The sequence below is a fragment of the Puniceibacterium confluentis genome (assembly GCF_007923445.1).
GTDB classification, from domain to species: domain Bacteria; phylum Pseudomonadota; class Alphaproteobacteria; order Rhodobacterales; family Rhodobacteraceae; genus Puniceibacterium; species Puniceibacterium confluentis.
In genome coordinates, this window is the sequence record NZ_VOJI01000024.1 from 19,124 (window position 1) to 45,282 (window position 26,159).

General features: G+C 62.0%; 39 protein-coding genes. 2 read left to right on the top strand and 37 right to left on the bottom strand.

All coding sequences use genetic code 11. From position 1 onward, the window contains the following. Nucleotides 1–135 precede the first annotated feature (135 nt). The 27 genes from FOY53_RS18855 to FOY53_RS18985 all read right to left on the bottom strand — a co-directional run bounded on the left by FOY53_RS18855 (nt 136) and on the right by FOY53_RS18985 (nt 17,876). On the bottom strand, nt 136–870 hold the full coding sequence (locus FOY53_RS18855; protein ID WP_146591760.1) for an ATP12 family chaperone protein: 735 nt from the start codon (nt 868–870) through the stop codon (nt 136–138). Further along, nucleotides 867–1,547, bottom strand: coding sequence for an HAD-IA family hydrolase (locus FOY53_RS18860; RefSeq protein ID WP_146591762.1), 681 nt, complete (start codon nt 1,545–1,547; stop codon nt 867–869). Before FOY53_RS18860 ends, FOY53_RS18855 begins: the two co-directional genes overlap by 4 nt. Next, on the bottom strand, nt 1,547–2,587 hold the full coding sequence (locus tag FOY53_RS18865) for an RluA family pseudouridine synthase (RefSeq protein WP_146591764.1): 1,041 nt from the start codon (nt 2,585–2,587) through the stop codon (nt 1,547–1,549). Before FOY53_RS18865 ends, FOY53_RS18860 begins: the two co-directional genes overlap by 1 nt. Beyond that, nucleotides 2,584–2,961, bottom strand: coding sequence for a fluoride efflux transporter CrcB (gene crcB / locus FOY53_RS18870; protein WP_146591767.1), 378 nt, complete (start codon nt 2,959–2,961; stop codon nt 2,584–2,586). The genes FOY53_RS18865 and crcB overlap by 4 nt, the downstream gene beginning before the upstream one ends. 97 nt (nt 2,962–3,058) lie before the next feature. Next, nucleotides 3,059–4,357: a replication-associated recombination protein A gene (locus tag FOY53_RS18875; protein ID WP_146591769.1), complete on the bottom strand. Its 1,299-nt coding sequence runs from the start codon at nt 4,355–4,357 to the stop codon at nt 3,059–3,061. 1 nt (nt 4,358) lies between these two features. Then, nucleotides 4,359–5,738 (bottom strand): trypsin-like peptidase domain-containing protein, encoded by a 1,380-nt coding sequence (locus FOY53_RS18880; RefSeq protein WP_146591771.1) that lies wholly within the window; start codon nt 5,736–5,738, stop codon nt 4,359–4,361. 189 nt (nt 5,739–5,927) lie between these two features. After that, entirely contained in the window at nt 5,928–6,350 is a 423-nt protein-coding gene (rplQ, locus tag FOY53_RS18885; protein ID WP_146591773.1) for a 50S ribosomal protein L17, read from the bottom strand. Between the two features lie 169 nt (nt 6,351–6,519). Beyond that, complete coding sequence (locus FOY53_RS18890) at nt 6,520–7,536, bottom strand: DNA-directed RNA polymerase subunit alpha (protein ID WP_146591775.1); 1,017 nt, start codon at nt 7,534–7,536, stop codon at nt 6,520–6,522. Nucleotides 7,537–7,650: 114 nt separating this feature from the next. After that, nucleotides 7,651–8,043 carry a 30S ribosomal protein S11 gene (rpsK, locus tag FOY53_RS18895; protein WP_146591777.1) on the bottom strand — a complete coding sequence of 131 codons (393 nt, stop codon included), beginning with the start codon at nt 8,041–8,043 and terminating at the stop codon, nt 7,651–7,653. A 15-nt stretch (nt 8,044–8,058) separates the two neighbouring features. Continuing rightward, entirely contained in the window at nt 8,059–8,427 is a 369-nt protein-coding gene (gene rpsM / locus FOY53_RS18900) for a 30S ribosomal protein S13 (RefSeq protein WP_146591779.1), read from the bottom strand. 313 nt (nt 8,428–8,740) lie between these two features. Next, on the bottom strand, nt 8,741–9,385 hold the full coding sequence (locus FOY53_RS18905; RefSeq protein ID WP_146591781.1) for an adenylate kinase: 645 nt from the start codon (nt 9,383–9,385) through the stop codon (nt 8,741–8,743). Continuing rightward, nucleotides 9,382–10,746, bottom strand: a complete 1,365-nt coding sequence (secY, locus tag FOY53_RS18910; protein ID WP_146591784.1) for a preprotein translocase subunit SecY — start codon at nt 10,744–10,746, stop codon at nt 9,382–9,384. Before secY ends, FOY53_RS18905 begins: the two co-directional genes overlap by 4 nt. Nucleotides 10,747–10,856: 110 nt before the next feature. Further along, nucleotides 10,857–11,333: a 50S ribosomal protein L15 gene (gene rplO / locus FOY53_RS18915; protein ID WP_146591786.1), complete on the bottom strand. Its 477-nt coding sequence runs from the start codon at nt 11,331–11,333 to the stop codon at nt 10,857–10,859. A 260-nt stretch (nt 11,334–11,593) separates the two neighbouring features. Continuing rightward, a complete protein-coding gene (locus tag FOY53_RS18920; RefSeq protein ID WP_146591789.1) occupies nt 11,594–12,034 on the bottom strand; it encodes a GFA family protein in 441 nt (146 codons plus the stop codon). A 249-nt stretch (nt 12,035–12,283) separates the two neighbouring features. Further along, complete coding sequence (gene rpmD, locus FOY53_RS18925) at nt 12,284–12,472, bottom strand: 50S ribosomal protein L30 (protein ID WP_146591801.1); 189 nt, start codon at nt 12,470–12,472, stop codon at nt 12,284–12,286. Nucleotides 12,473–12,484: 12 nt separating this feature from the next. After that, nucleotides 12,485–13,063, bottom strand: coding sequence for a 30S ribosomal protein S5 (gene rpsE, locus FOY53_RS18930; RefSeq protein ID WP_146591803.1), 579 nt, complete (start codon nt 13,061–13,063; stop codon nt 12,485–12,487). A 124-nt stretch (nt 13,064–13,187) separates the two neighbouring features. Continuing rightward, complete coding sequence (gene rplR, locus FOY53_RS18935) at nt 13,188–13,547, bottom strand: 50S ribosomal protein L18 (protein ID WP_146591805.1); 360 nt, start codon at nt 13,545–13,547, stop codon at nt 13,188–13,190. Between the two features lie 11 nt (nt 13,548–13,558). Then, entirely contained in the window at nt 13,559–14,092 is a 534-nt protein-coding gene (rplF, locus tag FOY53_RS18940) for a 50S ribosomal protein L6 (RefSeq protein WP_146591807.1), read from the bottom strand. 12 nt (nt 14,093–14,104) lie between these two features. Beyond that, on the bottom strand, nt 14,105–14,497 hold the full coding sequence (gene rpsH, locus FOY53_RS18945; RefSeq protein ID WP_146591809.1) for a 30S ribosomal protein S8: 393 nt from the start codon (nt 14,495–14,497) through the stop codon (nt 14,105–14,107). A gap of 12 nt (nt 14,498–14,509) precedes the next feature. After that, nucleotides 14,510–14,815: a 30S ribosomal protein S14 gene (rpsN, locus tag FOY53_RS18950; RefSeq protein ID WP_146591811.1), complete on the bottom strand. Its 306-nt coding sequence runs from the start codon at nt 14,813–14,815 to the stop codon at nt 14,510–14,512. A 13-nt stretch (nt 14,816–14,828) separates the two neighbouring features. Then, nucleotides 14,829–15,392, bottom strand: coding sequence for a 50S ribosomal protein L5 (rplE, locus tag FOY53_RS18955; protein ID WP_146591813.1), 564 nt, complete (start codon nt 15,390–15,392; stop codon nt 14,829–14,831). Beyond that, nucleotides 15,385–15,696 (bottom strand): 50S ribosomal protein L24, encoded by a 312-nt coding sequence (gene rplX / locus FOY53_RS18960; RefSeq protein WP_146591815.1) that lies wholly within the window; start codon nt 15,694–15,696, stop codon nt 15,385–15,387. Before rplX ends, rplE begins: the two co-directional genes overlap by 8 nt. After that, nucleotides 15,696–16,064 carry a 50S ribosomal protein L14 gene (gene rplN / locus FOY53_RS18965; protein WP_007427594.1) on the bottom strand — a complete coding sequence of 123 codons (369 nt, stop codon included), beginning with the start codon at nt 16,062–16,064 and terminating at the stop codon, nt 15,696–15,698. The genes rplX and rplN overlap by 1 nt, the downstream gene beginning before the upstream one ends. A 75-nt stretch (nt 16,065–16,139) precedes the next feature. After that, nucleotides 16,140–16,370 (bottom strand): 30S ribosomal protein S17, encoded by a 231-nt coding sequence (gene rpsQ / locus FOY53_RS18970; protein WP_146591817.1) that lies wholly within the window; start codon nt 16,368–16,370, stop codon nt 16,140–16,142. A 14-nt stretch (nt 16,371–16,384) separates the two neighbouring features. After that, nucleotides 16,385–16,591 (bottom strand): 50S ribosomal protein L29, encoded by a 207-nt coding sequence (gene rpmC / locus FOY53_RS18975; RefSeq protein ID WP_146591819.1) that lies wholly within the window; start codon nt 16,589–16,591, stop codon nt 16,385–16,387. A gap of 283 nt (nt 16,592–16,874) precedes the next feature. Beyond that, nucleotides 16,875–17,495: a TIGR02466 family protein gene (locus FOY53_RS18980; protein WP_146591821.1), complete on the bottom strand. Its 621-nt coding sequence runs from the start codon at nt 17,493–17,495 to the stop codon at nt 16,875–16,877. Between the two features lie 63 nt (nt 17,496–17,558). Then, the gene (locus FOY53_RS18985) at nt 17,559–17,876 is read right to left on the bottom strand and encodes a bactofilin family protein (protein WP_146591823.1); all 318 of its coding nucleotides are present in this window, start codon (nt 17,874–17,876) and stop codon (nt 17,559–17,561) included. A gap of 232 nt (nt 17,877–18,108) precedes the next feature. On the opposite strand from FOY53_RS18985, the gene FOY53_RS18990 reads away from it, so the two are divergent. Continuing rightward, entirely contained in the window at nt 18,109–18,417 is a 309-nt protein-coding gene (locus tag FOY53_RS18990) for a YciI family protein (RefSeq protein ID WP_146591825.1), read from the top strand. A 174-nt stretch (nt 18,418–18,591) separates the two neighbouring features. After that, entirely contained in the window at nt 18,592–19,320 is a 729-nt protein-coding gene (locus FOY53_RS18995) for a SpoIIAA family protein (protein WP_186766669.1), read from the top strand. A 92-nt stretch (nt 19,321–19,412) separates the two neighbouring features. On the opposite strand, the gene rplP is transcribed toward FOY53_RS18995, so the two are convergent. From rplP to rpsJ, 10 genes are all read right to left on the bottom strand, one after another. Beyond that, nucleotides 19,413–19,826 carry a 50S ribosomal protein L16 gene (gene rplP / locus FOY53_RS19000; RefSeq protein WP_146591830.1) on the bottom strand — a complete coding sequence of 138 codons (414 nt, stop codon included), beginning with the start codon at nt 19,824–19,826 and terminating at the stop codon, nt 19,413–19,415. 3 nt (nt 19,827–19,829) lie between these two features. Beyond that, nucleotides 19,830–20,552, bottom strand: coding sequence for a 30S ribosomal protein S3 (gene rpsC, locus FOY53_RS19005; protein WP_146591832.1), 723 nt, complete (start codon nt 20,550–20,552; stop codon nt 19,830–19,832). After that, the gene (gene rplV, locus FOY53_RS19010) at nt 20,552–20,932 is read right to left on the bottom strand and encodes a 50S ribosomal protein L22 (RefSeq protein ID WP_089270634.1); all 381 of its coding nucleotides are present in this window, start codon (nt 20,930–20,932) and stop codon (nt 20,552–20,554) included. Before rplV ends, rpsC begins: the two co-directional genes overlap by 1 nt. 3 nt (nt 20,933–20,935) lie before the next feature. Continuing rightward, nucleotides 20,936–21,214, bottom strand: coding sequence for a 30S ribosomal protein S19 (rpsS, locus tag FOY53_RS19015; RefSeq protein ID WP_099911981.1), 279 nt, complete (start codon nt 21,212–21,214; stop codon nt 20,936–20,938). 3 nt (nt 21,215–21,217) lie between these two features. Continuing rightward, complete coding sequence (gene rplB / locus FOY53_RS19020; protein ID WP_146591833.1) at nt 21,218–22,060, bottom strand: 50S ribosomal protein L2; 843 nt, start codon at nt 22,058–22,060, stop codon at nt 21,218–21,220. 327 nt (nt 22,061–22,387) lie between these two features. Then, the gene (locus tag FOY53_RS19025) at nt 22,388–23,776 is read right to left on the bottom strand and encodes a GAF domain-containing sensor histidine kinase (RefSeq protein ID WP_246107471.1); all 1,389 of its coding nucleotides are present in this window, start codon (nt 23,774–23,776) and stop codon (nt 22,388–22,390) included. Nucleotides 23,777–23,873: 97 nt separating this feature from the next. Beyond that, nucleotides 23,874–24,170 carry a 50S ribosomal protein L23 gene (locus tag FOY53_RS19030; RefSeq protein ID WP_146591835.1) on the bottom strand — a complete coding sequence of 99 codons (297 nt, stop codon included), beginning with the start codon at nt 24,168–24,170 and terminating at the stop codon, nt 23,874–23,876. Further along, nucleotides 24,167–24,784, bottom strand: coding sequence for a 50S ribosomal protein L4 (rplD, locus tag FOY53_RS19035; RefSeq protein WP_089269151.1), 618 nt, complete (start codon nt 24,782–24,784; stop codon nt 24,167–24,169). The genes FOY53_RS19030 and rplD overlap by 4 nt, the downstream gene beginning before the upstream one ends. Next, a complete protein-coding gene (gene rplC, locus FOY53_RS19040; RefSeq protein ID WP_146591838.1) occupies nt 24,781–25,647 on the bottom strand; it encodes a 50S ribosomal protein L3 in 867 nt (288 codons plus the stop codon). The genes rplD and rplC overlap by 4 nt, the downstream gene beginning before the upstream one ends. Nucleotides 25,648–25,662: 15 nt before the next feature. Continuing rightward, nucleotides 25,663–25,971: a 30S ribosomal protein S10 gene (rpsJ, locus tag FOY53_RS19045; protein ID WP_047995998.1), complete on the bottom strand. Its 309-nt coding sequence runs from the start codon at nt 25,969–25,971 to the stop codon at nt 25,663–25,665. Nucleotides 25,972–26,159: the final 188 nt, after the last annotated feature.

The following is a 26,159-nucleotide window of genomic DNA, read 5'->3' on the forward strand; positions in this document are numbered from 1 at the left end:
CACGGCCCCGGGGACCGTAACCACCAAGGCCGAGCGTTCCCCAGCCTTTGTGAGAGCAAGTTTGGGCGGATTCAGGATTGAAGGTCAAGCGGCATACCCGGGAAAATGGCCGGATCGGACCCGCTTTCCCCTGCGTTAGCACTCAGCCAGTCGCTCTGGCCGGGTCTGCGAGAGACAAAAAAACTTTTGTGCCTGAAGAAACGCAGCTTTCTTTCGGGCGGCGACCTCTTCGGCTTCTTCGTCGCCACCCCAGAGTTCCTGCTGCCAGTCCTCGTCGATGCGCGACAGGGTCCAGAGCTCTTCGGCCGGGGCATGACCACGCAGTGCCGCAAATCCCAGGACCAGCGACCCGCTGAGCGACACAAGATCATGAAAGGCCGCCAGCGCGAAGGCATCGAGCCTGTGCACCGCGTCGCGCAGCGGCCTCAGCGCCGCCGGATCCTGCGCCACGTGCATGACTCCGGCACGCGCCTCCAGACGCGCACCGAATTCCGCCTCGGCCCACTCCAGCAGCGGATCCCACGCCGCGGCCTGCCGGGCGACCAGTTCGGCGGGGCTTTCCGCGCGGTAACACAAAAGGTCGCTGTCGCCATATGCCGCCAGCATGTCGGCAACCTCGGCATGCTGGATCCGGACCTTGTCGATCGCTGCATTTGCACCACGGGTAAATGGCATCGAGGTCGGATCGATCTTGTCGCCCTGCGCCCGCCACTCCGCCGCCACTGCCTCGGCCAGCGCCTGAGTCGGCACCACCAAAGGAGCCTTGGCCGGCGTCTTTACCGGCCGCCCGTCCAGCGTGACGCCATAGCCGTCGGCAACCTGCGCCACGTCGGCAGCGGTCCAGAACCGTTTCGGAGCCCATTCGCTCATGCCATCTGCTCCCATATCTGTTGCAAGAGGCCGGGCAGAAGGCGGATGTCCTCCAGCAGGATATGTGCCTCTTTCAGCCGCGCGCGGTCGTGATATCCCCAGCTGACGCCGACCGCCAGCATTCCGGCAGCCCGAGCCATTTCCATATCGTAACTTGTGTCGCCGATCATCACCGCCCGATGCGCATCGACGCCGGTTTCCGACAGCGCCGCGCGCAGCATCGCCGGATGCGGTTTCGAGGGATGGTTGTCCGCCACCTGCTGCGTGACAAACAGGTGCCGCAATGCATGGCCGTCCAGCAACTTGTCCAGCCCGCGCCGGGATTTCCCGGTGGCCACGCCCAGCAACAATTCAGGGACGGCGTGCATCTGCTCCAGTACACTGCGGACATGCGGATACAGCGGCGAGGACACCTCGACACCGTTTTCGGCACGCAGGTCCATGTAGGCCGCCTTGTATCCGGCAACGAGTTCGCGGCGCAGCGGCGTGGCTACGCCGGGAACAAGCACCGTCATCGCCTCTGGCAGGGACAGTCCGACGATGGCGAGGATCTCTTCCCGTGTCGGGACGGGCAGGCCGGCACCGCCGAATGCCGCAGCCATCGCGGCCAGAATATCCGCCTGACTGTCGACCAGAGTGCCGTCGACGTCAAAAACGACAAGCCGCAGATCCGCCATCAGATTGCCTCGAACGGATCTTCTGCGGCCAGGTCTTCGGTCCAGCCGAACGTGTCCCAGCTGTGCGCCATATGGTCGGGCAACGGCGCAGTCACCGTGATTTCCTTGCGGGTTTCGGGGTGCTCGAACCTCAGCATCCGCGCGTGCAGGTGCAGTTTTTTCGAAATCAGCCCCCCCAGTTGCGCACCCCAGCCGTCGCCCTGGTTCTCTTGCCCCGAGCCGCCGTATTTGCCGTCGCCGATGATCGGATGACCGATCTCGGCCATATGCGCGCGCAGTTGATGGGTGCGCCCGGTCAGCGGCTCCATCGCCACCCAGGAGGCACGACCGGCAACGCGATAGAGAGTCGCGTAGATCGTATAGGCGCGCTTGGCACCGGGGGTGGAATCGATATCTCGCGGATGCAGGGCGATCATCTTCTCGCCCTCGCCGCCGGCACCGCGCCCCGCCGCCTTGACCAGACCATACTTGATCTCGCCCAGATAGGGCGTCGGGACTCCGGCAACCAGCGCCCAGTAGATCTTGCGCGTTTCCTTGTGCCGCATCGACGCGGTCAGGGCCTGTGCCGCCGCGCGGGTGCGCGCCAGCAGCAGCACACCCGACGTGTCCTTGTCCAGCCGGTGCACCAGACGCGGCTTGTCCTCGTAGTCATACTGCAGCGCCGCCGACAGACCGTCGACATGGCGGCTTTGTTTGCTGCCGCCCTGGGTCGGCAGGCCCGGCGGCTTGTTCAGCGCGATGATGTGGTCGTCCTGGTAGAGCACACAGTCGCGGATCATCCGCGCATCGGCAGCGGTCACCTCGGTCTTGGGTCCGGATTCGATCTGGCCGGGTTCGGGCAGTGGCGGCACCCGGACCTGTTGGCCCACTTCCAGCCGGGTGTTGGCCTTGACGCGCCCGCCATCGACCCGCAGTTCGCCCTTGCGGCACATCTTTTCGATCCGCGTCTGCGCCAGATGCGGAAACTTGCGCCGCAGCCAGCGGTCAAGCCGCTGGTCGCCGTCATCGTCCCCGACCGTGAGCGTCTGTACCTGGCTCATGCGAAAATCCCCCGCGCGACCCAGAGGCCCGCCAAAAGTGCCAGCAGCGACAAAAGCACAGAGGCGAGCACATAGCCCGCCGCCAGCCCCGCGTCGCCGCGTTCATACAAGCTGACCGCGTCCAGCGAAAACGCCGAAAAGGTGGTAAAGCCCCCGAGGACTCCGGTCAACAAAAAGGGCGCATAGCGGTTTCCGACGGTCTGCGCCAGTGCCACCACCACCGCCCCCATCAGGAACGACCCGACGACATTCACCGCAAGCGTGCCCCAGGGAAAGCCCGAACCCATCAGGCGCAGTGTCGCGAGCCCCGTCAGATAGCGCGTCGCGGCACCCAAAGCGCCCCCGAGCGCGACCTGAAGCAAAGTGTAGAACATCTGCGGTGCATCGCGCCTGCACTGCTGGATGTCAAGCGAAGCCAAGGCCGACCGGCTTGCGGTCCGGGACGCTGACCGCACCGCTGCAATCACCGGCCTATCGCTTGGACCTGAGCTTGTTGAAATACTCCACCCGTTTCTTCAGGTCGCGTTCAAAGCCACGCTCCACCGGCTCGTAAAACACTGTGCGGCCCATGCTTTCGGGGAAATAATCCTGCCCGGAAAAGGCATCTTCGGCGTCGTGATCATAGGCATAGCCGTCGGAATACCCCAGATCCTTCATCAGGGCCGTGGGCGCATTCAGGATGTGCTTCGGCGGCGGCACCGATCCGGTGGTCTTGGCGGCGCGGCGCGCTGCTTTGTAGGCAGCGTAGACCGCGTTGGATTTCGGCGCCAGCGCGAGGTAAACCACCGCCTGCGCCAGCGCCAGTTCGCCTTCGGGGCTGCCCAGTCGCTGATATGTTTCCCAGCCCTGCAGGCAGACCGCCTGCGCCTGCGGATCGGCCAGGCCGATATCCTCGACCGCCATCCGGGTGATGCGCCGCGCCAGGAACCGCGGATCCTCGCCGCCCTCCAGCATCCGGGCAAACCAGTAAAGCGCCGCATCCGGGTCCGAGCCCCGCACGGATTTGTGCAGTGCCGAAATCAGGTTGTAGTGGCTTTCACCCGACTTGTCGTGCTGCGCCGCCCGCCGCATCAGCCGGGTGGTCAGCTGATCGGTGCCCAGTTTTCCCTCGACCTTCCAGGCGGCTACCTGCTCGATCAGGTTGAGCAGGGCGCGCCCGTCGCCATCCGCCATCTCCAGCAGCGCCTCGCGGGCAGGCCCGTTCAGCGGCAGCGCGCGCTCCAGTTCCGCCTCGGCCCGTTGCGTAAGCAATTCCAGTTCTGCCAACGACAGACGCTCCAGCACCAGCACCTGACTGCGGCTCAGCAAGGCGGCGTTCAGTTCAAACGACGGGTTCTCGGTGGTGGCCCCGACCAGCAGGATTGTGCCGTCCTCCATATGGGGCAGAAATCCGTCCTGCTGCGCCTTGTTGAAGCGGTGGATTTCGTCCACGAACAGCAAAGTCCCCTGCCCGTTCTGTCGCCGGTGTTTGGCCGCGTCGAACACCTTGCGCAGTTCAGGGACGCCGGTGAAGATGGCGCTTATCTGCACGAAATGCAGATCGGTCTCATCCGCGAGCAACCGCGCGATCGTGGTTTTGCCCACGCCCGGCGGTCCCCAGAAAACCAGCGACCCCAAGGAGTTCGAGGCCAGCATCACCCCCAGCGGCCCGTCGGGGCCGATGACCTTCTGCTGGCCGATCACATCGCTCAGTGTGCGCGGCCGCAGCCTGTCTGCCAGTGGACGCGGGGCGGTGTCAGGCACGCCGGTGCTTGCGAACAGATCCGCCATCTCAGACACGGAACCGCAGGCGCGCCGGCTGACCGCCGCGCAGGATTTCCAGCACCACGCGCGCTCCGGCCGCGCGCAGCGCTGCGGGCACCTGACCCGATGTGGCGATTTCCTGACCGTTGATCGCGCGCAGCACATCGCCGAAACGCAGCCCGACCCGCGCGCCGTAGGGTCCCGGATCCAGAACGACAACTCCCTTCGCCGCCAGCGGCAGGCCGGTTTCGACGATCACCGCCGGATTGATGTTGGCCAGCCGCAGACCCGGCAACAGATCGCGCGCGCCCAGAACCCGAGACTCGCGCGGTGGGGACTCGGGCGCGGCGAGCATCGCAATCGACACCGTAGCCGACGCGCCATCGCGCGCACGCGTGACTTCGGACTTGGCGCCCAAACCCCGCACCGACATGCGATAGATCATCTCGGCCGGCGTGTTGACCGCCTGCCCGTCCACCGCGGTGATCACGTCTCCGACCTCGATCCCGGCTGCGGCAAAGGGGCTTTGGGGATGCAGTTCGGTCACCACCACGCCGCCGGGCTGTACCAGCCCGAGGCTTTCGGAAAGATCCGCATCCACCGGCTGTCCGGACATGCCTGCCCAGGGCCGTTCGAACCGGTCCTTGCCGCCACGGGCCTGATCGACGAACTGCGCGATCAGCGCCGAGGGTATCGCAAAGCCGATGCCGTTCGAACCGCCCGAACGGCTCAGGATCGAGGTGTTGACCCCGATCAGCCGCCCCTGCACGTCTATCAGCGCACCGCCCGAATTGCCGGGGTTGATCGGCGCATCGGTCTGGATGAAATAGCCACGTGCGTTGCCGGTTGCGGTGCCGGACCGCGCAAGGCCCGAAACGATGCCGCTGGTCACCGTCTGCCCGACCCCAAAGGGATTGCCGATGGCCAGCACCAGTTCACCGACTTCCACGGTGTCGCTGTCGCGCAAGGTCAGATGCGGCATGTTTTCGGCGCCCTCGAGCCGGAGGATGGCAAGGTCGCTCTCTTCGTCGCCAAGCAGAACCCTGGCGGAATACTCGCGCCGATCATTCAGCACGACCCGGATGTCCGTCGCCTGCCCGACCACGTGATAGTTCGACACCACATAGCCGTCGTCAGACAGGATCACACCCGAGCCCAGCGAATTCTGAACCCGGGGCCGACCGGCGCCGAAGTCTCTGAAGAAGTTCCCGAAGACCGGGTCGTCCTGAAAGGGCGAGCGGGTCTCGACCACCCGGCTGGCGTAGATATTGACCACCGCGGGCGCGGCGGATTTCACCAGCGGCGCGAAGGTCAAGGAAATCTCAGCCTGTGACGTCGGCACGCGCTCCACCTGAGCCGGAAGCTGTGTCGCGACTAAACTGAACAAAATCATCAGGATACGGAACATCATCGGCCTCCTTGTCACCGCAGATATGCGCCCCGCCATCCGGGATTGCAAGGCGTGCAAATCCTCGGCACGTGCTGGCAAACCCTGGTGCGACCGCTGAAGATGACTTGATCCGACCCCGGTCGCACAAACGAAAAGGCCTCCGCCGGGAAACCGGCAGAGGCCCAAATTCTTCGATCCCGGGGGATCTTATGCGTCTTCGGACACTTCGTAGGCGGCCAGACGGGCCTTGTCGGCGGCGCCTTTTGCATCGACATCACGCTCGACGAACTCGATGATCGCCATCGGCGCCATGTCACCATAACGGAAACCGGCCTTCAGGACGCGGACATAGCCACCCTGACGTTCGGCATAGCGCGGGCCAAGCACTTCGAACAGCTTGGCAACGTGCATGTCCTGCTTGAGCTGGGCATTGGCCTGGCGGCGGGCGTGCAGGTCGCCACGCTTGCCAAGGGTCACCAGCTTTTCGATCACGCGCTTGAGTTCCTTGGCCTTGGGCAGCGTGGTCTTGATCTGTTCATGCTCAATGAGCGAGCCGGCCATGTTGGCCCACAGCGCCTTGCGGTGCTCGTGGGTACGGTTCAGGCGGCGGTAGCCTCTTGCGTGACGCATTTTCTATCTCCTTTAAGCCTTGGTTGGCTCTATGCTTTGTCCGGGGCGAGATGCGTGTCTCACCCGTCATTGGGGCGGAAGTGCCCGGTTCGGGGTCGTTTGGAACCAGAAGGCTCCGGAAAACGCAGACGCCCCGTTCAGGGCATCCGCGCAATTTGGCAAGCCAGGATCAGAAGGTGTCTTCCATCTTCTTGGCAAGGTCTTCGATGTTGTCCGGCGGCCAGTCCTCGACATCCATGCCGAGGTGCAGGCCCATGCCGGACAGAACCTCTTTGATCTCGTTCAGCGACTTGCGGCCAAAGTTCGGCGTGCGCAGCATCTCTGCTTCGGTCTTCTGGATCAGATCGCCGATGTAAACGATGTTGTCGTTCTTGAGGCAGTTTGCCGAACGCACCGACAGTTCCAGCTCGTCCACTTTCTTGAGCAGAAGCGGGTTGAACTCGAGCCCGTCGTCATCGTCCTGACGGTTGGCCGATTCCGGCTCGTCAAAGTTGACGAAGATCGACAGCTGGTCCTGAACGATCCGCGCGGCATAGGCCACGGCATCCTCAGGCGTCAGCGACCCGTCGGTTTCGATCTTCATGGTCAGCTTGTCATAGTCCAGGACCTGGCCCTCGCGGGTGGGCTGAACGTCATAGGCGACCTTCTTGACCGGTGAATAGATCGCGTCGATCGGAATCATGCCGATGGGGGCGTCTTCCGGCTTGTTCTTGTCAGCCGAAACATAACCCTTGCCGGTGTTCACGGTCAGTTCCATGAACAGATCCGCACCATCGTCGAGGTGGCAGATCACGTGTTCCTTGTTCAGGATCTCGATGCCGTTGGATTCCGAGATGTCGCCCGCAGTCACGACGCCGGGGCCCTTGGCATTGATCGACAGGCGCTTGGGCCCTTCGACTTCCATGCGCAGGGAAACCCCCTTGAGGTTCAGGACGATGTCTGTCACGTCTTCACGCACACCGGCGACAGACGAAAATTCGTGCAACACGTTGTCGATCTGCACGGAGGTGATGGCAGCCCCCTGCAGCGAAGACAGAAGCACGCGCCGCAGCGCGTTGCCAAGGGTCAGACCAAAGCCGCGCTCGAGCGGTTCCGCGATGACGGTCGCGACGCGGGTCGGATCGTTGCCCGGCTTCACTTCAAGCTGCGTCGGCTTGATCAGTTCAGCCCAGTTCTTGTGGATCATACGTCCCTCCATTCCAGTTTCTGCCCCATGTCCTAAAGACAAAAACGCCCGAGGTTAAAATGACGGATTGGGGCCGTGCGCAAATGGCGCGGCCCCAACCGAAAATAAGTGGGATCAGACCCGGCGGCGCTTTGGCGGGCGGCAGCCGTTGTGCGCCATCGGGGTCACATCACGGATCGAGGTGATGTTGAAACCGACAGCCGCCAGAGCGCGCAGTGCCGATTCACGGCCCGAACCGGGACCCTGCACTTCGACTTCGATGGTCTTGACGCCATGTTCCTGCGCCTTGCGGCCGGCGTCTTCGGCGGCCAGCTGGGCTGCATAGGGAGTCGACTTGCGCGACCCCTTGAAGCCCATGGTTCCGGCCGAGGACCATGCAATGGCGTTGCCCTGCACGTCCGAGATCAGGATCTTGGTGTTGTTGAACGAAGAATTCACATGCGCCACACCTGCGGCGATGTTCTTGGAGACCTTCTTCTTGCCTGCGCGACGAGTATCACGTGCCATGTTGTCAGCCCTCCCTTATTTCTTCTTGCCGGCAATGGCCTTTGCGGGGCCTTTGCGGGTACGTGCGTTGGTGTGGGTCCGCTGACCGCGCACCGGCAGGTTGCGGCGGTGACGCAGGCCACGATAGCAGCCGAGGTCCATCAGACGCTTGATGTTCATCTGGGTCTCGCGACGCAGGTCGCCTTCGACGCTGTAGGTCGAATCGATGTGTTCGCGGATGGCGAGCACTTCGGCGTCGGAGAGTTCGTTCACACGACGCGCGGCGTCGATGTTTACGGCTTCACAGATGGCCTTTGCCGAAGCATGGCCAATTCCGGTGATGTAGGTGAGGGCAATCGGGACCCGTTTGTGGGTCGGGATGTTAACGCCGGCGATACGTGCCACGTGTCTTTCCTTTTCGTTGCGGGTCCGTAGTTCCAGACCCTTTTTTCACAACATCAAGCCCGAGGCGACTGCCTGCGGGCTTGCGGCTGATCAGGTGTTCTTGCAGGGCACTGCGCTCGAGCCTGCAAAAGCGATTCTCTGTAAGAGATAGGGGTGGGTATGGGGATTCCGGCGGAGCGTCAAGCCCGTTTCTCACGCGCCGTTCCGTCACCCGGCTCCGGGACGCCGACCCGGTGTCCCGGGTTGGCATTCCGCGGCGAATCCCCACGGGGCACCGATCCGCAATCCCGCCGGTCCGGTCGCGACGCGCCCGTCAGCCCTGCAGCTTTTCCGCGATGGCGGCCTTGACCTCGTCCATCTCGCCCAGGCCATCGACCCGGCAGTGCTGCCCCTTGGCGTAGTAATAGCCGATCAGTGGCGAGGTCTGCTTGTAGTATTCCATCAGGCGCTTCTTGAGACTCTCGGCATTGTCATCCGCCCGGCGCTTGAATTCTGTGCCGCCGCAGTTGACGCATTTCCCATCCGCCGGAATTGGCTTGGTCAGATCGTTGTAGACCTCGCCGCAACTGGCACAGGTCGAACGCGCGGTGATGCGGCTGACCAGTGCCTCATCGTTGACCCGCAGCTCGATCACCTTGTCCAGTGTCTGACCGTTTTCCTCCAGCAGCTCGGCCAGAGCATCCGCCTGCTTCAGCGTGCGCGGGAAGCCGTCAAAGATCAGCCCGCCGCCGGTATCGCCCTGGAGCTTTTCGCGGATCAGCCCGATCACGATCTCGTCGGTGACCAGTTCGCCCCGCGCCATGACGTCCGCCACGATGCGGCCCATTTCGGTGCCGCTGTCCTTGGCCTCGCGCAGCATGTCGCCGGTCGAGAGCTGGATCATGTTGCGTTCGTCCACAAGCATACGCGCCTGGGTGCCCTTGCCGGCACCCGGCGGTCCAAGAAGAATGATGTTCATCGACGCGACGGCCCCCTGGTTTTGCGGGCCTTACTCTTGCCGCGCAGCTGCGACTTTTGAATGAGACCTTCGTATTGATGTGCCAGAAGATGGCTTTGCACCTGCTGGATGGTGTCCATTGTCACGCTGACAACAATCAGGACCGAGGTGCCGCCAAAGTAGAACGGAATGGCGAACTGATTGCGCAGGATCTCGGGCAGCAGGCACACCGCGGCAAGATAGGCGGCGCCCAGCACCAGAACCCGGTTGACCACATATTCCAGATACTCGGCGGTCTTCTTGCCCGGACGGATCCCGGGAACAAAGCCGTTCTGGTTCTTCAGGTTATCGGCCACCTCGTCGGGCTTGAACGAGACGTTGAAGGTGTAGAAATAGGCAAAGAACACGATCATCGCCGCAAAGAACAGCAGGTACAGCGGCTGACCGGGACCAAAGTAGGCCAGGATCGTCGACATGATCGGCCCGGTCTGCCCGGCCTGCGAGAAGGTCGCGATGGTGGTCGGCAGCAGCAGCAGCGAGCTGGCAAAGATCGCCGGGATGACCCCGGCCGGGTTCACCTTGACCGGCAGGTGCGAATTCTGCGCCTCGGTCATCTTCATGCCCACCTGACGGCGGGGATACTGGATGGTGATCTTGCGCAGGGCGCGCTCCATGAAGACCACGAACATGATCACCGCAACCACCATGACGATCACGCCGATGATCACCGCCGGGCTGATCGCGCCGGACCGGCCGGAGGCGAAGAACTGCGCCAGCGCCGCGGGAACTTCGGCGATGATGCCGACAAAGATGATCAGCGAAATGCCGTTGCCGATGCCGCGCGCGGTGATCTGCTCACCCAGCCACATCAGGAACATCGTGCCGCCCACCAGCGTGATCACGCAGGAGGCGCGGAAGAACAGGCCCGGATCGGTCACCAGACTGCCGGACTCAAGACCCACGGACAGACCATAAGCCTGGAAGGTCGCCAGAAACACCGTGCCATAGCGGGTGTACTGGTTGATCTTCTTGCGGCCCTGCTCGCCCTCTTTCTTGAGCTGCTCGAGGAAGGGCACCATTGCGGTCAGAAGCTGGATGATGATCGAGGCCGAGATATACGGCATGATCCCCAGCGCAAAGATCCCCATCCGCCCCAGAGCGCCCCCGGTGAACATCGTGAGGATGCCGCCGATACCCTGCTGGGCCTGCTGCATAAAGTCACGCAGGGCGCCACCGTCGATGCCGGGAACCGGGATGTAGGTGCCAAGACGATAGACGATGAGCAGACCGAGCGTAAAGATGATGCGGTTGCGCAGATCCGTCGCCTTGCCCAGAGCCGCCCAGCTCGTGTTCGCGGCCATTTGTTCTACTGCGGATGCCATGAGGAATCTCTCTTGTCAGACAAACGCCGCCCGGAGCGGTTTAACGGCTCGGGCGGCGTCGGGGAAAACCTGAAGCTTATGTAAGCGGCGCAGCGGCCGCTCACAACCGGTTATTCGGCCGCTTTAGCCTGAGCGGTGATCGTGATCGACCCGCCGGCCTTTTCGACCGCCTCGACCGCTGACTTCGAAGCCCCGGTCACGGCGAGGTCCAGCTTGGTGCCGAACACGCCCTTGGCCAGAACCCGGACACCGTCCAGCTTGCGGCGCACCAGACCCGAAGCGATCAGCGCCTCTTCGGTGATCTGCGCCGAGGCATCGATCTTGCCGGCCTGCACGAACTTCTCGATCAGGCCCAGGTTGACAACGGCATAGGCCTTGCGGTTCGGCTTGTTGAAGCCGCGCTTGGGCAGACGCTGGTAGAGCGGCATCTGGCCGCCCTCGTAGCCGTTGATCGCCACGCCGGAACGGGATTTCTGACCCTTGATACCCCGGCCACCGGTCTTGCCCATGCCCGAGCCGGCGCCGCGGCCGATACGCTTCTTGCGCTTGGTTGCGCCGGGATTGTCGTGCAGTTCATGCAGTTTCATGTCGCTTCTCCTTTGCCGGAACTGCCCTCCAGCGACGGAGTGGGCAAACACGGCGTTTCAGATGAATGAGTCGCGGCCCCGCAGGACCACCGGGGGCGTATAGACCCACAACCGGCCGGGTTCAAGCCTCTCCGCTCCCGGCTTCTTCTCTTGGCAAATACTCCGGGGAGCGCGAGGGGCCGGCCCCTCGCTGTCGGGCGGGCACAAACAAGAACGTCCCCCGGAATTTCGGGGGACGCATCCGAGCAGGCTGTCAGCGCTCAGGCCGAAGCGGGCCAGCTGAAATCCGGGCGCAGGCCTTCATAGACCGGCCGGCCATCCGAAGGTTTGGCGTAGCCCTTGGAGTCATCGTAGAACGCATGGTAGCTCGCGTCCGGGAAGGCGGCGTCGTCATACCCCATGACATTGGGCACGGCGACCCGAATCCGCTTTTCCTTGTCGTCAAGCATCAGCGCGGCGCCACATTCACCACAGGTGCACAGTTCCAGCGGGCCATTGGGATTCTCGGCATTGAACGGCTGGCGCTTCATCTTCTCGGGATGATCGACAGAGACGTCGCCGTATTTGAAAAACGCCACATGGGTGTGCTGCTGGCCGGTGACGCCCTTGCAGACATTGCAGTGGCACTCGTGGTTGTCGATCGGCTCTGCGTTCGCCTTGATGTGCACGTGGTCGCATCCACCGGTATAGGGACTGGACATGATTTCTCCTCCTGTTGTGCGCGCCTCACGGTTCGCGCGCCTCCCGAGGGGACAGCAAACCGGTGCAAAAAGCGATACGGACTTTCGGATCGTCAGAGCGCCCTGCCCGCACCGTCAGCCGCCTTTCGGGTGGTCTGGTGCCGGACGTCCCCTGTGGGACGGGTTGCGCCGGACGCACGGCAAAACGCCCCCCGGTTTCCCGAGGGGCGTTCAAGAATGCGTGCACTCAGGCGTCAGCCCGATGCGACCTCAGCCGCGCTCTTCGATGATGGTGACCAGGTGCGGGATCTTGTTGACCATGCCGCGCACGGCAGGCGTGTCTTCAAGTTCACGGGTCTTGTGCATCTTGTTCAGGCCCAGACCAATCAGGGTCTGGCGCTGCTTTTCGGGGCGGCGGATCGGCGAGCCGATCTGCTTGACGACGATGGTTTTTGCCATGTTCTCAGCTCCTTACGCTTCTGCCGGCTCGGCAGCGGGGGCGTCTTCCTTGTGGCCAAGAATGTCACCGACCTTCTTGCCACGGCGCTGTGCGACCATACGGGGGCTGGTTTCCTTGCCCAGACCGTCGAGCGTAGCGCGGATCATGTTGTAGGGGTTCTGCGAACCGATCGACTTGGCGACAACGTCCTGGACGCCCAGCATCTCGAATACGGCACGCATCGGACCACCGGCGATGATACCGGTACCCTGCGGCGCGGTGCGCATGACCACCTTACCGGCGCCGTGACGGCCCTCGATGTCGTGGTGCAGCGTGCGGCCTTCGCGCAGCGGCACGCGCATCATCTTGCGCTTGGCCTGCTCGGTCGCCTTGCGGATCGCTTCGGGAACTTCCTTGGCTTTACCTTTGCCAAAGCCGACACGGCCCTTCTGGTCACCCACAACGACAAGAGCGGCGAAGCCAAAGCGCTTACCACCCTTTACGGTCTTGGACACCCGGTTGATCGCAACCAGACGATCGGCGAATTCGGGGTTGGACTCTTCGCGGTCACGGCGGTTGCCACCACCCCGACGGTTTTCACGTTCTGCCATGTAGAGGCATCCTTGTACTGTGGTGCCGGAAGCACCCGATTTTCTCGATCCTCGGTGGGCCCGGCCCTGCGGCACCGGCCCCCGGATCATCGAGGGGGCCCTGAACAGGCCCCCTGCGCTTTGTTTAGATCTTCAGACCTGCTTCACGTGCAGCGTCGGCCAGAGCCTTCACCTTGCCGTGGAACAGGAAACCGCCGCGGTCGAAATAGGCTTCTTCCACACCGGCCTTCTTGGCACGCTCGGCAATCGCGGTGCCCACCTTGGCGGCGGCCTCCACGTTGTTCTTGCCGACGACGCCCAGATCCTTCTCGAGAGAAGAAGCCGACGCCAGCGTCACGCCATTCACATCGTCGATCAGCTGAACGCTGATGTTCTTGTTGGAGCGGTGAACCGACAGGCGCACGCGCCCTGCATTCACTGCCCGCAGTTTGTTCCGTACGCGCAGACGGCGCTTCAGGAACAGATCTCTTTTGCTGTTTGCCATAATGCGCGTCCTTACTTCTTCTTGCCTTCCTTCTGGAAGATAAATTCGCCCTTGTACCGGATACCCTTGCCTTTGTAAGGCTCGGGCCGGCGCCAGTCGCGAATATTGGCGGCCACCTGTCCAACCAGCTGAATATCGTGACCTTCCACGATAATCTCGGTCGGCTTCGGTGCAGTGACCGTCACTCCATCAGGGATTTCAAAGTTGACATCATGGCTGAGGCCGAGGTTCAGTTTCAGGACTTTGCCCTGAAGCTGCGCCCGGTAACCCACGCCGCGGATTTCAAGCTCTTTCTTGAAGACGTCGGACACGCCGTGAACCATGTTCGCAATCACTGTGCGAGTCATGCCCCACTGCTGGCGCGCGCGCTTGGACTTGCCGCGGGGGCTGACGGTGATTTCGTCATTCTCCACGGTCAAAGTCACGTCGTCGGTTGCGGTGAAGCTCTTGGTTCCTTTGGAACCCTTCACTTCGATGGTCTGACCGGAGAGCGTTGCGGACACGCCCGAAGGCAGGCCGACCGGTTTTTTCCCAATACGAGACATTACCAGTTCTCCTTAGAACACCGTGCAAAGCACTTCGCCGCCAACATTGGCCGCGCGTGCATGTGCATCCGACATCACGCCACGCGACGTGCTGACAATCGACACACCCAGACCCTGGCGGACCGTGGGGATGTCTTCAACGCCCAGATAAACGCGGCGACCGGGCGTGGAAACACGCTTGATCTCGCGGATGACGGGGGCGCCGTCAAAATACTTGAGGCTGATTTCGATGGCCGGGTGGCCGTCGGCACCGGTGGTTTTTTCGTAGCCGCGGATATAACCTTCGTCCGCAAGTACGTCGAGAACCCAGGCGCGCAGCTTGGAGGCGGGTGTCATCACGGTGGATTTGCCACGCATCTGAGCGTTGCGGATCCGAGTGAGCATATCGCCGATAGGATCGTTCATTCTATGCCCTCCTTACCAGCTTGACTTGACCATGCCGGGCAGTTGGCCTTTGGAGCCAAGATCGCGCAGCATGATACGGCTGATTTTCAGCTTGCGGTAATAGGCGTGCGGACGCCCCGTCAGCTGGCAGCGGTTGTGAAGACGGGTTGCCGAGCTGTTGCGCGGCAGTTCCGCCAGTTTGAGACGCGCCTTGAAGCGCTCCTCGAACGGCTTGGACTCGTCGGTGGCGGCGGCTTTCAGCTCAGCCCGCTTGGCAGCATACTTGGCCACCAGACGCTGGCGCTTCTTTTCGCGCTCGATCATGGATTTCTTTGCCATGTTCTGATTCCCCTCAGCTGTTGAACGGCATGTTGAAAGCTTTCAACAGCGCTTTGGCTTCTGCGTCGGTCTTGGCAGTCGTGCAGATCACGATGTCCATGCCCCAGTTCTCATCAACCTTGTCAAAGTTGATTTCCGGGAAGACGATGTGTTCCTTGAGGCCGGTGGCATAGTTGCCGCGGCCATCAAACGACTTGCCCGACACGCCACGGAAGTCGCGGATGCGGGGCATCGCCACGGTGATCAGGCGGTCGAGGAATTCGTACATACGATCCCCGCGCAGAGTCACCTTGGCACCGAGCGGCATCTCTTCGCGCACCCGGAAACCGGCAATGGATTTCTTGGCCTTGGTCACGACGGCCTTCTGGCCGGCGATCGTGGTCAGGTCATCCTGGGCCGACTTGGCTTTCTTGCTGTCACGGACGGCTTCTGCGCCACAGCCGATGTTCAGCACGATCTTGTCCAGACGCGGCACCATCATCATGTTGGAATAGCCGAACTCTTCTTTCAGAGCGGCCTTGATGGTGTCGTTGAACTGGGCCTTGAGGCGCGGGGTATAGTTTGCTGTATCAAGCATCGATCACGTCCCCCGTGGTCTTGGCAAAACGCACCTTCTTGTCGCCTTCGATCTTGAAGCCGACGCGGGTGGGTTTGCCGTTTGCATCTACCAAAGACAGGTTGCTCAGCTGGATCGGCATCGCCTTGGGGACGCGGCCGCCCTGCGAAGTCTGGCTTTGCTTGGTGTGACGCACGGCCATGTTCACGCCCTCGACCACGGCCTTGCCAGCCTTGGGATCGACAACAGTGATTGTGCCTGTGGTGCCCTTGTCCTTGCCGGCAAGAACGATGACCTTGTCACCTTTGCGGAGTTTAGCAGCCATTACAGCACCTCCGGAGCAAGCGAGATGATCTTCATGAAGTTCTTGGCACGCAGCTCGCGCACGACCGGCCCGAAGATACGGGTACCGACCGGCTCACCTGCGTTGTTCAGGATCACGGCGGCGTTGCGGTCGAAACGGATGGCGGTGCCGTCCTCACGACGGACTTCTTTGGCGGTGCGTACGACGACGGCCTTGCGGACGTCCCCTTTTTTCACGCGACCGCGCGGGATGGCTTCCTTGACCGAGACGACAATGATGTCGCCTACGGATGCGTACTTACGCTTGGAACCACCCAGAACCTTGATGCACTGCACCCGGCGAGCGCCGGAGTTGTCAGCGACATCCAGATTGGTCTGCATCTGGATCATGTGGTTTCTCCTGACCTTTGGGGGGCTTGGTTAGCCTTCTCCCCATGGTTTCGATCAAACTGAAAGATCGGCGCCTTATTCGGCGACGACTTCCCAGCGTTTTGTCTTCGACTTGGGCGCGCATTCGATGATGCGGACCATGTCGCCAACCTGAAACTTCTCAGCTTCGTCGTGAGCCCGGTACTTCTTGGACTTACGGATGGTCTTTTGCAGAACCGGGTGCTTGAAGCGGCGCTCGACCGAGACGGTGACGGTCTGGGCGTTTGCAGTGCTTGTCACGGTGCCTTGCAGGATACGTTTGGGCATCTGTCAGGCCTCCCTTATTCTGCCGAAGCCGCGTTAGCGGCCTTTTGGTTCAGCACGGTCTTGATCCGTGCCACGTCACGCCGCACGATCTTCATGCGCGAGGTGTTTTCCATCTGACCGGTGGCCTGCTGGAAACGCAGGTTGAAGGCCTCTTTTTTCAGAGAGACAAGCTCGTCCCGGAGCTGGTCCGGGGTCTTGTCATGCAGTTCCTTGGCGTTCATGTCGCCCTTCCTTTCAACATCACCGGTAGGCCCCATGCCGATTTGCACGGGTCACCCTGATTCCGGTGGAGTCCATGATGAGGGGGTCGCATACAGGGGGATGTGGCGTATGGCAAGGGTCTTTGGCTGATATGCGCAGAGTCGGCTGGAAATTGTACGATCTGCAACGCGTGACCACCTGCGTCGACGCCACTGCAGCCGACCGCGCGCCGACTGTCGGGGCCCGTCACGCGCCGGAACGGCACATGCCTGCTGCGCCCGGGCCCGTCGTGCTGCCCGGAAGTCAGACCCAGCCGTAGTTGAAGCTGACCGAGATCCGCTCTTCCTCGGCCACGTGCAGCGGCACCTCGTGGCGCAGCCAGCTTTCCCACAGCAGCACTTCACCCGCTTCGGGGGCGACATAGATGAACTGGCGCAGCTCCGGCGCGGCCTTTTTCTTGCGCGTCGGGGCGGCCATCATCATGGCAAGACGCGGGTCCTCGAACTTGATGGCGCTGGCCCCCTGGGGCATGGTCACATAGGTCGTGCCGCTGATCACCGAATGCGGGTGGATGTGCGAGGTGTGCACCCCGCCCTGCGGCAGGATGTTGATCCAGAGGCTGTCGAGCTTCAGCTTCTTGGCGCCAAGATCAAAGGCCAGATCCTTGGCAAAGGCCGCGACATGTTTGTCCAGCACCTTGACCAGATCCTTGAAGATCGGAAAGCGCCAGCCAAGGTCGGTCAGCGAGGCATACGAGGTGTAACCGACATAGTCGTTTTCCTCGCACCACTCCTGGCCGGCCTCGTCATCCTCGGCGATGGAATAACAGGACGCCTCCATCTCGGCCAGATCCACGGGCTTGCCGTGTTCCGACAGGTGGGCGCGATAGAGACGGGTGACAAATAGGGAATCAATCTGGGTCATGTGCCGGTCATAGACCAGCCCGCGCCGCCTGGCGAGGGGCAGCGTGGGCTGCCGGAAGTCCGGTCAGCTCCCCCCGGTGATGTGAACCTTTCCGACCACATGCGCGCCGCTTTCCACCGTCATGGTCTTGGCCACGACATCGGCCTGCACGTGGGACGACGAGGCCAGCTTGAGATCATCACACTGCAAGCTGCCTGTGTGCTTTCCCTCAAGGGTTACCGTGGTGGCATAGACCGCCCCGTCCACCGAGCCGCCCCCCTGCACGACAACCGCCTGGGCGGTCACATCGCCGATCACCCTGCCCTTGATATCCACGTTGCCATCCTGCGATTTGATGTTGCCCTCAATCGTCAGGTCTTCTTCGATAATAGTCCGCGCCACCATTCGGTCCTCCCCCGGATGCCTTGGCAAGCCTAGGCCGGAAGTATTGCTTTGAACACCATTTCGACATCTGCGGGCATGTTGCGCCGGGTAAAGCCTGCGGACTGTGCCGCCGATGGAACAGTCCACACGACGCTTTGTGCAATTCGGAACAAGCCTTTTGGCCGATTTTAGCGTATTATCGGGAGATACTGGCACCGTTTCAAAGCAACACATTTAGGGGAAACAAGACATGGCAAAGTATCTGTTCACATATCACGGCGGAAAGCGCCCGGACTCCGAAGCCGAGGTCGCGCGGGTCATGGCGGCCTGGGGAAAGTGGATGGGCGGCCTGGGGGCGGCCTTGACCGACGGCGGCGGGCCCTGCGGCCCCTCGAAGACCGTGACCGCCAACGGCGTGGCCGACAATGGCGGCGCAAATCCGGTGTCGGGCTATTCACTGGTCGAGGCGGCGTCGCTGGAGGCGGCGGTGGATATGGCCAAGGGCTGCCCCATTCTGGAAGATGGCAGCGTCGAGGTCACCGAAGTTCTCAAGATGTGAGGAACACCCGCGCCGCAGGACCTGCCCGTTTCCCGTCGCGCACAACGGGTCGGGGCCTCAATATGCCGCGCGGCCCGTTCCCACCGGATTCTCGTGCAAAATCACTGTGCGCGGACGCAACAGAATGATTCCGGGACGGCCATGCGCTGCATGGCTCTGAATTGGAGGTCCGTGATGATCGAAAAATTGCCGTTTTCCCGTGACAACCGCCTGGCGTTCCATTTTTCCGGAGCGGTGACCGAAGAAGACTATACCAAAATCCTGATACCGGCGCTGGAAGACGCGATTGCCGAACATGACAATGTGCGCATGCTGGTGCGGGTGGACAACGACCTGACCGATTACACCCTTGGGGCGCTGCTCGAAGATGCCCGGGTCGGGCTCATGCATTGGCGTGGCTTCGACCGGGTGGCTCTGGTGGCCGACAAGGCCTGGATCCGACGCGCGGTGCAGGCGTTCAGCATCTTCATGCCCTGTCCTGTCATGGTCTTTGCCCTGGCAGAAGAAGACCAGGCCCGGCGCTGGCTGAGCGAGTCGCTGGGCAGCATCCACCAGACGGATCTGGGCGGCGGCGTCTTGCATGTGCAACTGCTGGGCAAGCTGGATTCATCGGTCTACGCCGAGGAAGAGCAGGACCTGAACGCGTTCATCCGCGCCAATGACCGCTTCCGGCTGCTGCTCGATCTGCGCGAATTTGACGGCTGGCAGGGGCTGGGTGCGGTGGCGGATCATCTGAAGCTGGTCCGTGATCACCGCCACTTTGTAAGCAGAATGGCGGTGGTCGGTTCGAGCAGATACGCGAAACTGGCCAGACGGGTGAGCAGCAAGTTCATCAATGCCGATGTCCGGCATTTTGATGACGACGAGTTGTCCAAAGCCATGGCGTGGATCTCGGAAGACTGAACCGCGCGGGGTTGCCGCACAAAAAAATCCCCGCCGATTGCGCGACGGGGATCTTGTCTTGTCTCGGCCGGATACGAACCGGCCGCAGCGGCTTACCAGTCCTCGCGGACCACAACCCGTGTCTTGATCGGCAACTTCATCGCCGCAAGGCGCAGAGCCTCGCGGGCGACGTCTTCGCCAACACCGTCCAGTTCGAACATCACCCGGCCCGGCTTGACCTTGCAGGCCCAGAAGTCGACGGAACCTTTACCCTTACCCATCCGGACTTCGGTGGGCTTGGAGGTTACCGGCGTATCCGGGAAAATCCGGATCCAGACACGGCCCTGGCGCTTCATGTGGCGGGTCATCGCGCGGCGGGCCGCTTCGATCTGACGCGCAGTCACACGCTCGGGCTGGAGGGCCTTGAGACCGAAGGTCCCGAAGTTCAGGTCGCTGCCGCCTTTGGCTTCACCGGAAATCCGGCCCTTGAACTGCTTGCGGAATTTAGTGCGTTTCGGTTGAAGCATCGCTTATCTCCGATCATCGCGACGGCCGCCGCCAGCACCACGGGGTGCAGGGCCGTCCTGGAGTTCTTGTGCCTTGCGGTCACGTGCCTGAGGGTCGTGCTCCATGATCTCGCCTTTGAAGATCCAGACCTTGATCCCGATGATGCCATAGGCGGTTTCCGCCTCGACATGTGCGTGATCAATGTCCGCGCGGAGCGTGTGCAGCGGCACACGACCTTCACGATACCATTCGGTCCGCGCGATCTCGGCACCGCCAAGGCGGCCCGCGACGTTCACACGGATACCCTGGGCACCCATACGCATGGCGTTCTGCACGGCGCGCTTCATCGCGCGACGGAAGGACACCCGGCGTTCGAGCTGCTGGCTGATGCTCTCACCCACGAGGCGTGCATCAAGCTCGGGCTTGCGGACCTCGACGATGTTGAGGTGCAGTTCCGACTTGGTCATCGCGGCCAGCTTCTTGCGCAGACCTTCGATGTCCGCACCCTTCTTGCCGATGATGACGCCCGGACGCGCGGTATGGACCGTCACGCGGCACTTCTTGTGCGGACGCTCGATGATGACGCGCGACACGCCGGCCTGGACGCACTCTTTGTGGATGAACGCGCGGATGGCGAGATCTTCCAGCAGGAGGTTGCCGTAGTCCTTGGTGTCTGCGTACCAGCGGGAATCCCAGGTACGGTTGATCTGGAGACGCATCCCGATCGGATTGGTCTTGTTACCCATTAGGCTTGCTCCTCGATCTGACGCACCAGGATGGTGAGTTCCGAGAACGGTTTCACGATCTTGCCGAACCGGCCACGCGCACGCGGGCGACCGCGCTTGAGCGTGAGGTTCTTGCCGACATAGGCCTCGGCCACGATCAGTTCGTCCACGTCAAGATTGTGGTTGTTCTCGGCGTTGGCGATGGCCGACTGAAGGCATTTCTTCACGTCGTCCGAGATCCGCTTTTTCGAGAAGGTCAGGTCCGTCAGGGCCTTTTCCACCTTCTTGCCACGGATCATCGCGGCAACCAGGTTCAGTTTCTGCGGGCTGGTGCGAAGCATGCGCAGTTTTGCCATTGCTTCGTTGTCGGCCACGCGGCGGGGATTTTTATCCTTGCTCATGGCTTACTTCCGCTTCGCTTTTTTGTCAGCCGCATGGCCATGGTAGGTCCGTGTCGGCGAATATTCACCGAACTTCTGACCGATCATGTCCTCGGAGACGTTTACCGGGATATGTTTCTGACCGTTGTAGACGCCAAACGTCAGACCCACGAACTGGGGCAGGATCGTCGAGCGGCGCGACCAGATCTTGATGACTTCGTTGCGACCGCTTTCGCGGGACGCTTCGGCCTTCTTGAGCACATAGGCGTCAACGAAGGGGCCTTTCCATACAGAGCGAGCCATAGGTTAGCGCCCTTTCTTCTTGGCGTGACGCGAGCGGATGATCAGCTTTTGCGACGCCTTGTTGGTATTGCGTGTCTTGGCACCCTTGGTCGGCTTGCCCCACGGGGTCACCGGGTGACGACCACCAGAGGTCCGGCCTTCACCACCACCATGCGGGTGGTCGATCGGGTTCATGACGACACCGCGAACGGACGGACGCTTGCCATAATGGCGCATGCGACCGGCCTTGCCGAAGTTCTGGTTGCTGTTGTCGGGGTTGGACACGGCACCGACGGTGGCCATGCATTCCTGACGTACCAGACGCAGTTCGCCCGAGGACAGGCGGATCTGGGCGTAGCCACCGTCACGACCGACGAACTGGGCATAGGTGCCCGCCGCGCGTGCGATCTGACCGCCCTTGCCCGGCTTCAGTTCGATGTTGTGAACGATGGTACCGATCGGCATGCCCGAAAACGGCATTGCGTTGCCCGGCTTGATGTCGGCCTTGGTGGCCGCCACGATCCGGTCCCCGATGGCAAGACGCTGCGGGGCCAGGATATAGGCCTGCTCGCCGTCATCATACTGTACCAGAGCGATAAACGCGGTCCGGTTGGGGTCGTATTCGATGCGGGCCACGGTGGCCGACACGTCGAATTTGTTGCGCTTGAAATCAACGATCCGGTAGAGGCGTTTCGCCCCACCACCGCGGCGCCGCGATGTGATCCGTCCGGTGTTGTTCCGGCCGCCCGATTTCGTCAAACCCTCGGTGAGAGCTTTGACGGGGCGTCCTTTCCACAGTTCCGAACGGTCGATCAGCACCAGCCCGCGCTGGCCCGGCGTCGTCGGCTTATACGACTTGAGTGCCATGCTTTCTGTCTTCCGTTTAGCAGATGGCAGAGGTCTGGACCCCCGCCTATGTTAAAGCCCCCCGCCCGCTGGTCCTGCGACCGGCTACTAGGGTGGCCTGGGTATAGGCCCCCGAAGGTGCCCGATGTTCGCTGTCCTTGCATGCGCAGGCGGACCTGCGCGGGACAAAAGGCAAGCCCCGGACGAATCCGGGGCTGTGCCGATGGGTTGCTTTAGGGGAGGATGGACGAAGGGTCAAGTGGTTGAGGCGGGAAAGGCCGCAACCGACCAATATCAGGCGCTCGGCAACGGGTGCCACCTTCGTCGTCGGCGTCCCGACGGTCCCGTTTAAGCATGAATCGGATGGGACGTGCCGTTCCGCATCCGAAAGGTGAATACCGTTTCATGGTCGTCCGATACGACGTCCAGCGTGCCGTCATGGCCCTTGGCGATCTCGGAGGCGATGAACAGCCCCAGTCCCAGGCCTTCTCTGCTCGGGCGGTCGCCGCCGCGTTCGAAAGGCATGAATAGTGACGGCATCAGGTCATCGGAAATCTTGGTGCCGCAGTTGGCAACCGACAGGACGAAACAGCCATCCACGATTCTGGATTTGACTTCGATCGGCGTTCCCTCGGCTCCGTGGGTGATCGCATTTGCCAACAGGTTCGAAAACAGCTGCGAGACCCGCGGGAGGTCACAATTGATGGCGCCCGGCAGATCGAATGTCGCATGGATCGGTTGCCCGGGCGCGAGAGGCTGCAGCTCGGCAATGATCTGCGTCAGCGCTTCTTCCAGCGTTTCGGTCAATTCCCGCTCGATGACGAGCTCGCCGCCGCGACGCTCCCGGGCTTGGTCCAGCAGGTTCTCGATCAGCAGGTGCATGCGGTTGACCGTGCCCCGCATCAGGTCGATCACTTCCGAGGTTTTCGCCTTGCTGTCGTGGCGTTCGATCAATCGAAAACCCGCAGTCAACGCGCTGACAGGATTTCGAAGATCATGCGCCAGAATAGCGATGAAGCGTTCCTGCACCTCCGCCAGATGACGCTCTTTCGTCAGAGCACATTCGCTCTGTGACAGGGCCTCCTCGACGTCGAGACTGTCGCCGATCATTCTGGCGAACAACCGGAACATCGACAGGACACGTTGGTCCCTGAGCTTGCGGGGCTCGGGATCAATGGCGCACAACGTGCCAAAGAACGATCCATCCGACCTGCGGATCGGAACCGAGATGTAGCCCCGGAAACCATAGCGTGCGGGGCAGTGGTGATCCTTATATTTCAGGTCGCTCCTTACGTCATCATATTTCAGGTCGCTCCTTACGTCATCGATGACGATCTCTTCGCCAAGTTGCATGACTTCGTGGCAAAGTGTGCTTGTGACGTCCAGCTCGTCCCCCGGCGTCAGCCCGAATGCAATCCGATCCAGCGCCTGACAGGTGACCCACCGTGTGTCTGTGACCCGGGCCACGGCGGCAAATCCCATGCCGGTTGCCAACAGGACCGTTTCCAGGAGGGTGGGAATGGTCGTACTGCGACCGATCATGTCTATGTCGTTCTGAAAATCGTGCTGGTTCATCGAAGTACGGCGTTTCATGGTTGGGGTGATCAAGCCTGACACGGAGTTGCCGAGAAACTTAGACCAATTCCCTGCCCACGTCATCTCCACCGAACCCGCCCGCTTGGACATGCGTGCGCGCGCCTCTTTTTCGTGCGGTTGGCATCGCGTCACACCGGCCATTCACGACCATGCCTGCGCCGGCGTCTGAATTCAGTCGCAATCAAAAGACCCCGGCCGCTTGCGCAACCGGGGTCCAATTTTCAAACGTTCGGCCGGTTCAGAGACCGGTGGTCACGTCGATGGTGTTGCCCTCGACGAGCGTCACATAGGCTTTCTTGACGTCCTTGCGACGCCCCAGCATGCCTTTGAACCGCTTGACCTTGCCCTTGGTGATCGTGGTGTTCACGGCCTTGACCTTCACACCAAAGAGGCTCTCGACGGCCTCCTTGATCTGGGGCTTGTTGGCCGCGATGTCGACCTCGAACACGACCGCACCGTTTTCCGACGCCATGGTCGACTTTTCGGTGATGATCGGCTTGCGGATCACGTCGTAATGTTCTGCCTTCGCGCTCATTTCAGACGAGCCTCCAGTGCTTCGACACCCGCCTTGGTGAGCACGAGCGTGTCACGCTTGAGGATGTCATAGACGTTTGCGCCCATCGACGGCAGGATATCCAGACCTTCGATGTTTGCGGCGGCCTTGGCAAAGCCCTCATTCACGGCAGCGCCGTCAATGATCAGCGTGCGCTTCCAGCCGAGCGATTTGATCTGCTTGGCCAGGGCGCCTGTCTTGCCATCGGATTCGGCGCTCTCGATGATGATGAGCGAGCCTTCCTTGAGCTTTGCCGACAGGGCGTGCTTGAGACCCAGCGCACGAACCTTCTTGGGCAGTTCGTGTGCGTGGCTGCGCGGTGTCGGGCCCTTGTAGATGCCACCCGAACGGAAGATCGGTGCCTTGCGCGAACCGTGGCGTGCGCCGCCGGTGCCCTTCTGGCGATAGATCTTCTTGGTCGAGTAGGACACTTCGGAGCGGCCCAGTGTCGAGTGCGTACCGGCCTGCGCCTTGTTGCGCTGCCAGCGGACCACACGGTGCAGGATGTCGGCGCGGGGTTCGAGACCAAAGATCTCGTCGCCCAGCTCGACCGACCCGGCAGTCGCGCCGTCCAGTTTGATCACGTCGAGTTTCATTCGTCGCCTTCCTTCTTCTCGGATGCTGCTGCGTCGTCACCCTTGTCCGCTTCGATCGAGGCTTCTGCCTCTTTCAGAGCGGCGGCTTCTGCGGCGGCGGCTGCTTCGGCTGCTGCTGCCTCGGCGGCGGCGGCTTCTGCTGCGGCTGCTGCGGCGGCTTCTTCGGCCATCTTCTTGGCTTCTTCAGCGGCGGAACGCAGGCCGGCGGGCAGGATCACATTCTCGGGCGTCGGCTTCTTCACCGCGTCCTTGATTGTCACCCAGCCACCCTTGGAGCCCGGAACCGCGCCCTTGATCATGATGATGCCACGCTCGGCATCGGTCTTGACCACTTGCAGGTTCTGGGTTGTCACCTTGGCGGCACCCATGTGACCGGCCATCTTCTTGCCTTTGAAGACCTTGCCCGGATCCTGACACTGACCGGTCGAGCCGTGCGAACGGTGGCTGACCGACACACCGTGCGACGCGCGAAGGCCGCCGAAGTTGTGCCGCTTCATGGCACCGGCAAAACCCTTACCGATGGAGGTGCCCGAAACGTCCACGAACTGACCTTCAAAGTAATGGTCGGCCGTGATCTCTTCGCCGACGGCGATGAGGTTCTCGGGGGCGACGCGGAACTCGGCGACCTTGCGCTTGGGTTCCACCTTGGCAACGGCAAAGTGGCCGCGCATCGCCTGGCTTACGTTCTTGGCCTTGATCGTGCCGGTGCCCAGCTGAACAGCCGAGTAACCGTGTGCGTCAGCGGTACGCTGCGCCACGACCTGAAGGTTGTCGACATGAAGAACGGTCACAGGGATCTGCTTGCCGTCTTCCATGAAAAGCCGGGTCATGCCGACTTTCTTTGCTATGATTCCAGAGCGCATGTCTGATCTGCCCCCTTAAACCTTGATCTCGACATCCACACCAGCGGCGAGGTCGAGCTTCATTAGCGCGTCCACGGTCTGGGGGGTCGGATCGACGATGTCCAACAGACGCTTGTGCGTCCGGATTTCGAACTGATCGCGGGATTTCTTGTTCACGTGGGGTCCACGCAGAACGGTGAATTTCTCGATCTTGTTCGGCAGCGGGATGGGCCCGCGCACAGCGGCACCGGTCCGCTTGGCTGTGTTGACGATTTCCTGCGTGCTGGCATCCAGGACGCGGTAGTCGAAAGCCTTGAGCCGAATGCGAATGTTCTGGCTTTGCATATTCTTGGCCTTTCGCGGCGTTTGAGTTGAGAGGAGGGGGCAGGAACACCCTGCCCCCTCTTCGAACCCGGGTGGCTGACCCGAGGGACAGCCGAATTGTCACGGTCGAACCGGCGTCCCTTGCGGGTCGCCGGGGGGTGCCTTGCGGCGCCTTACTCGAGGACTTTGGAAACCACGCCCGAGCCGAC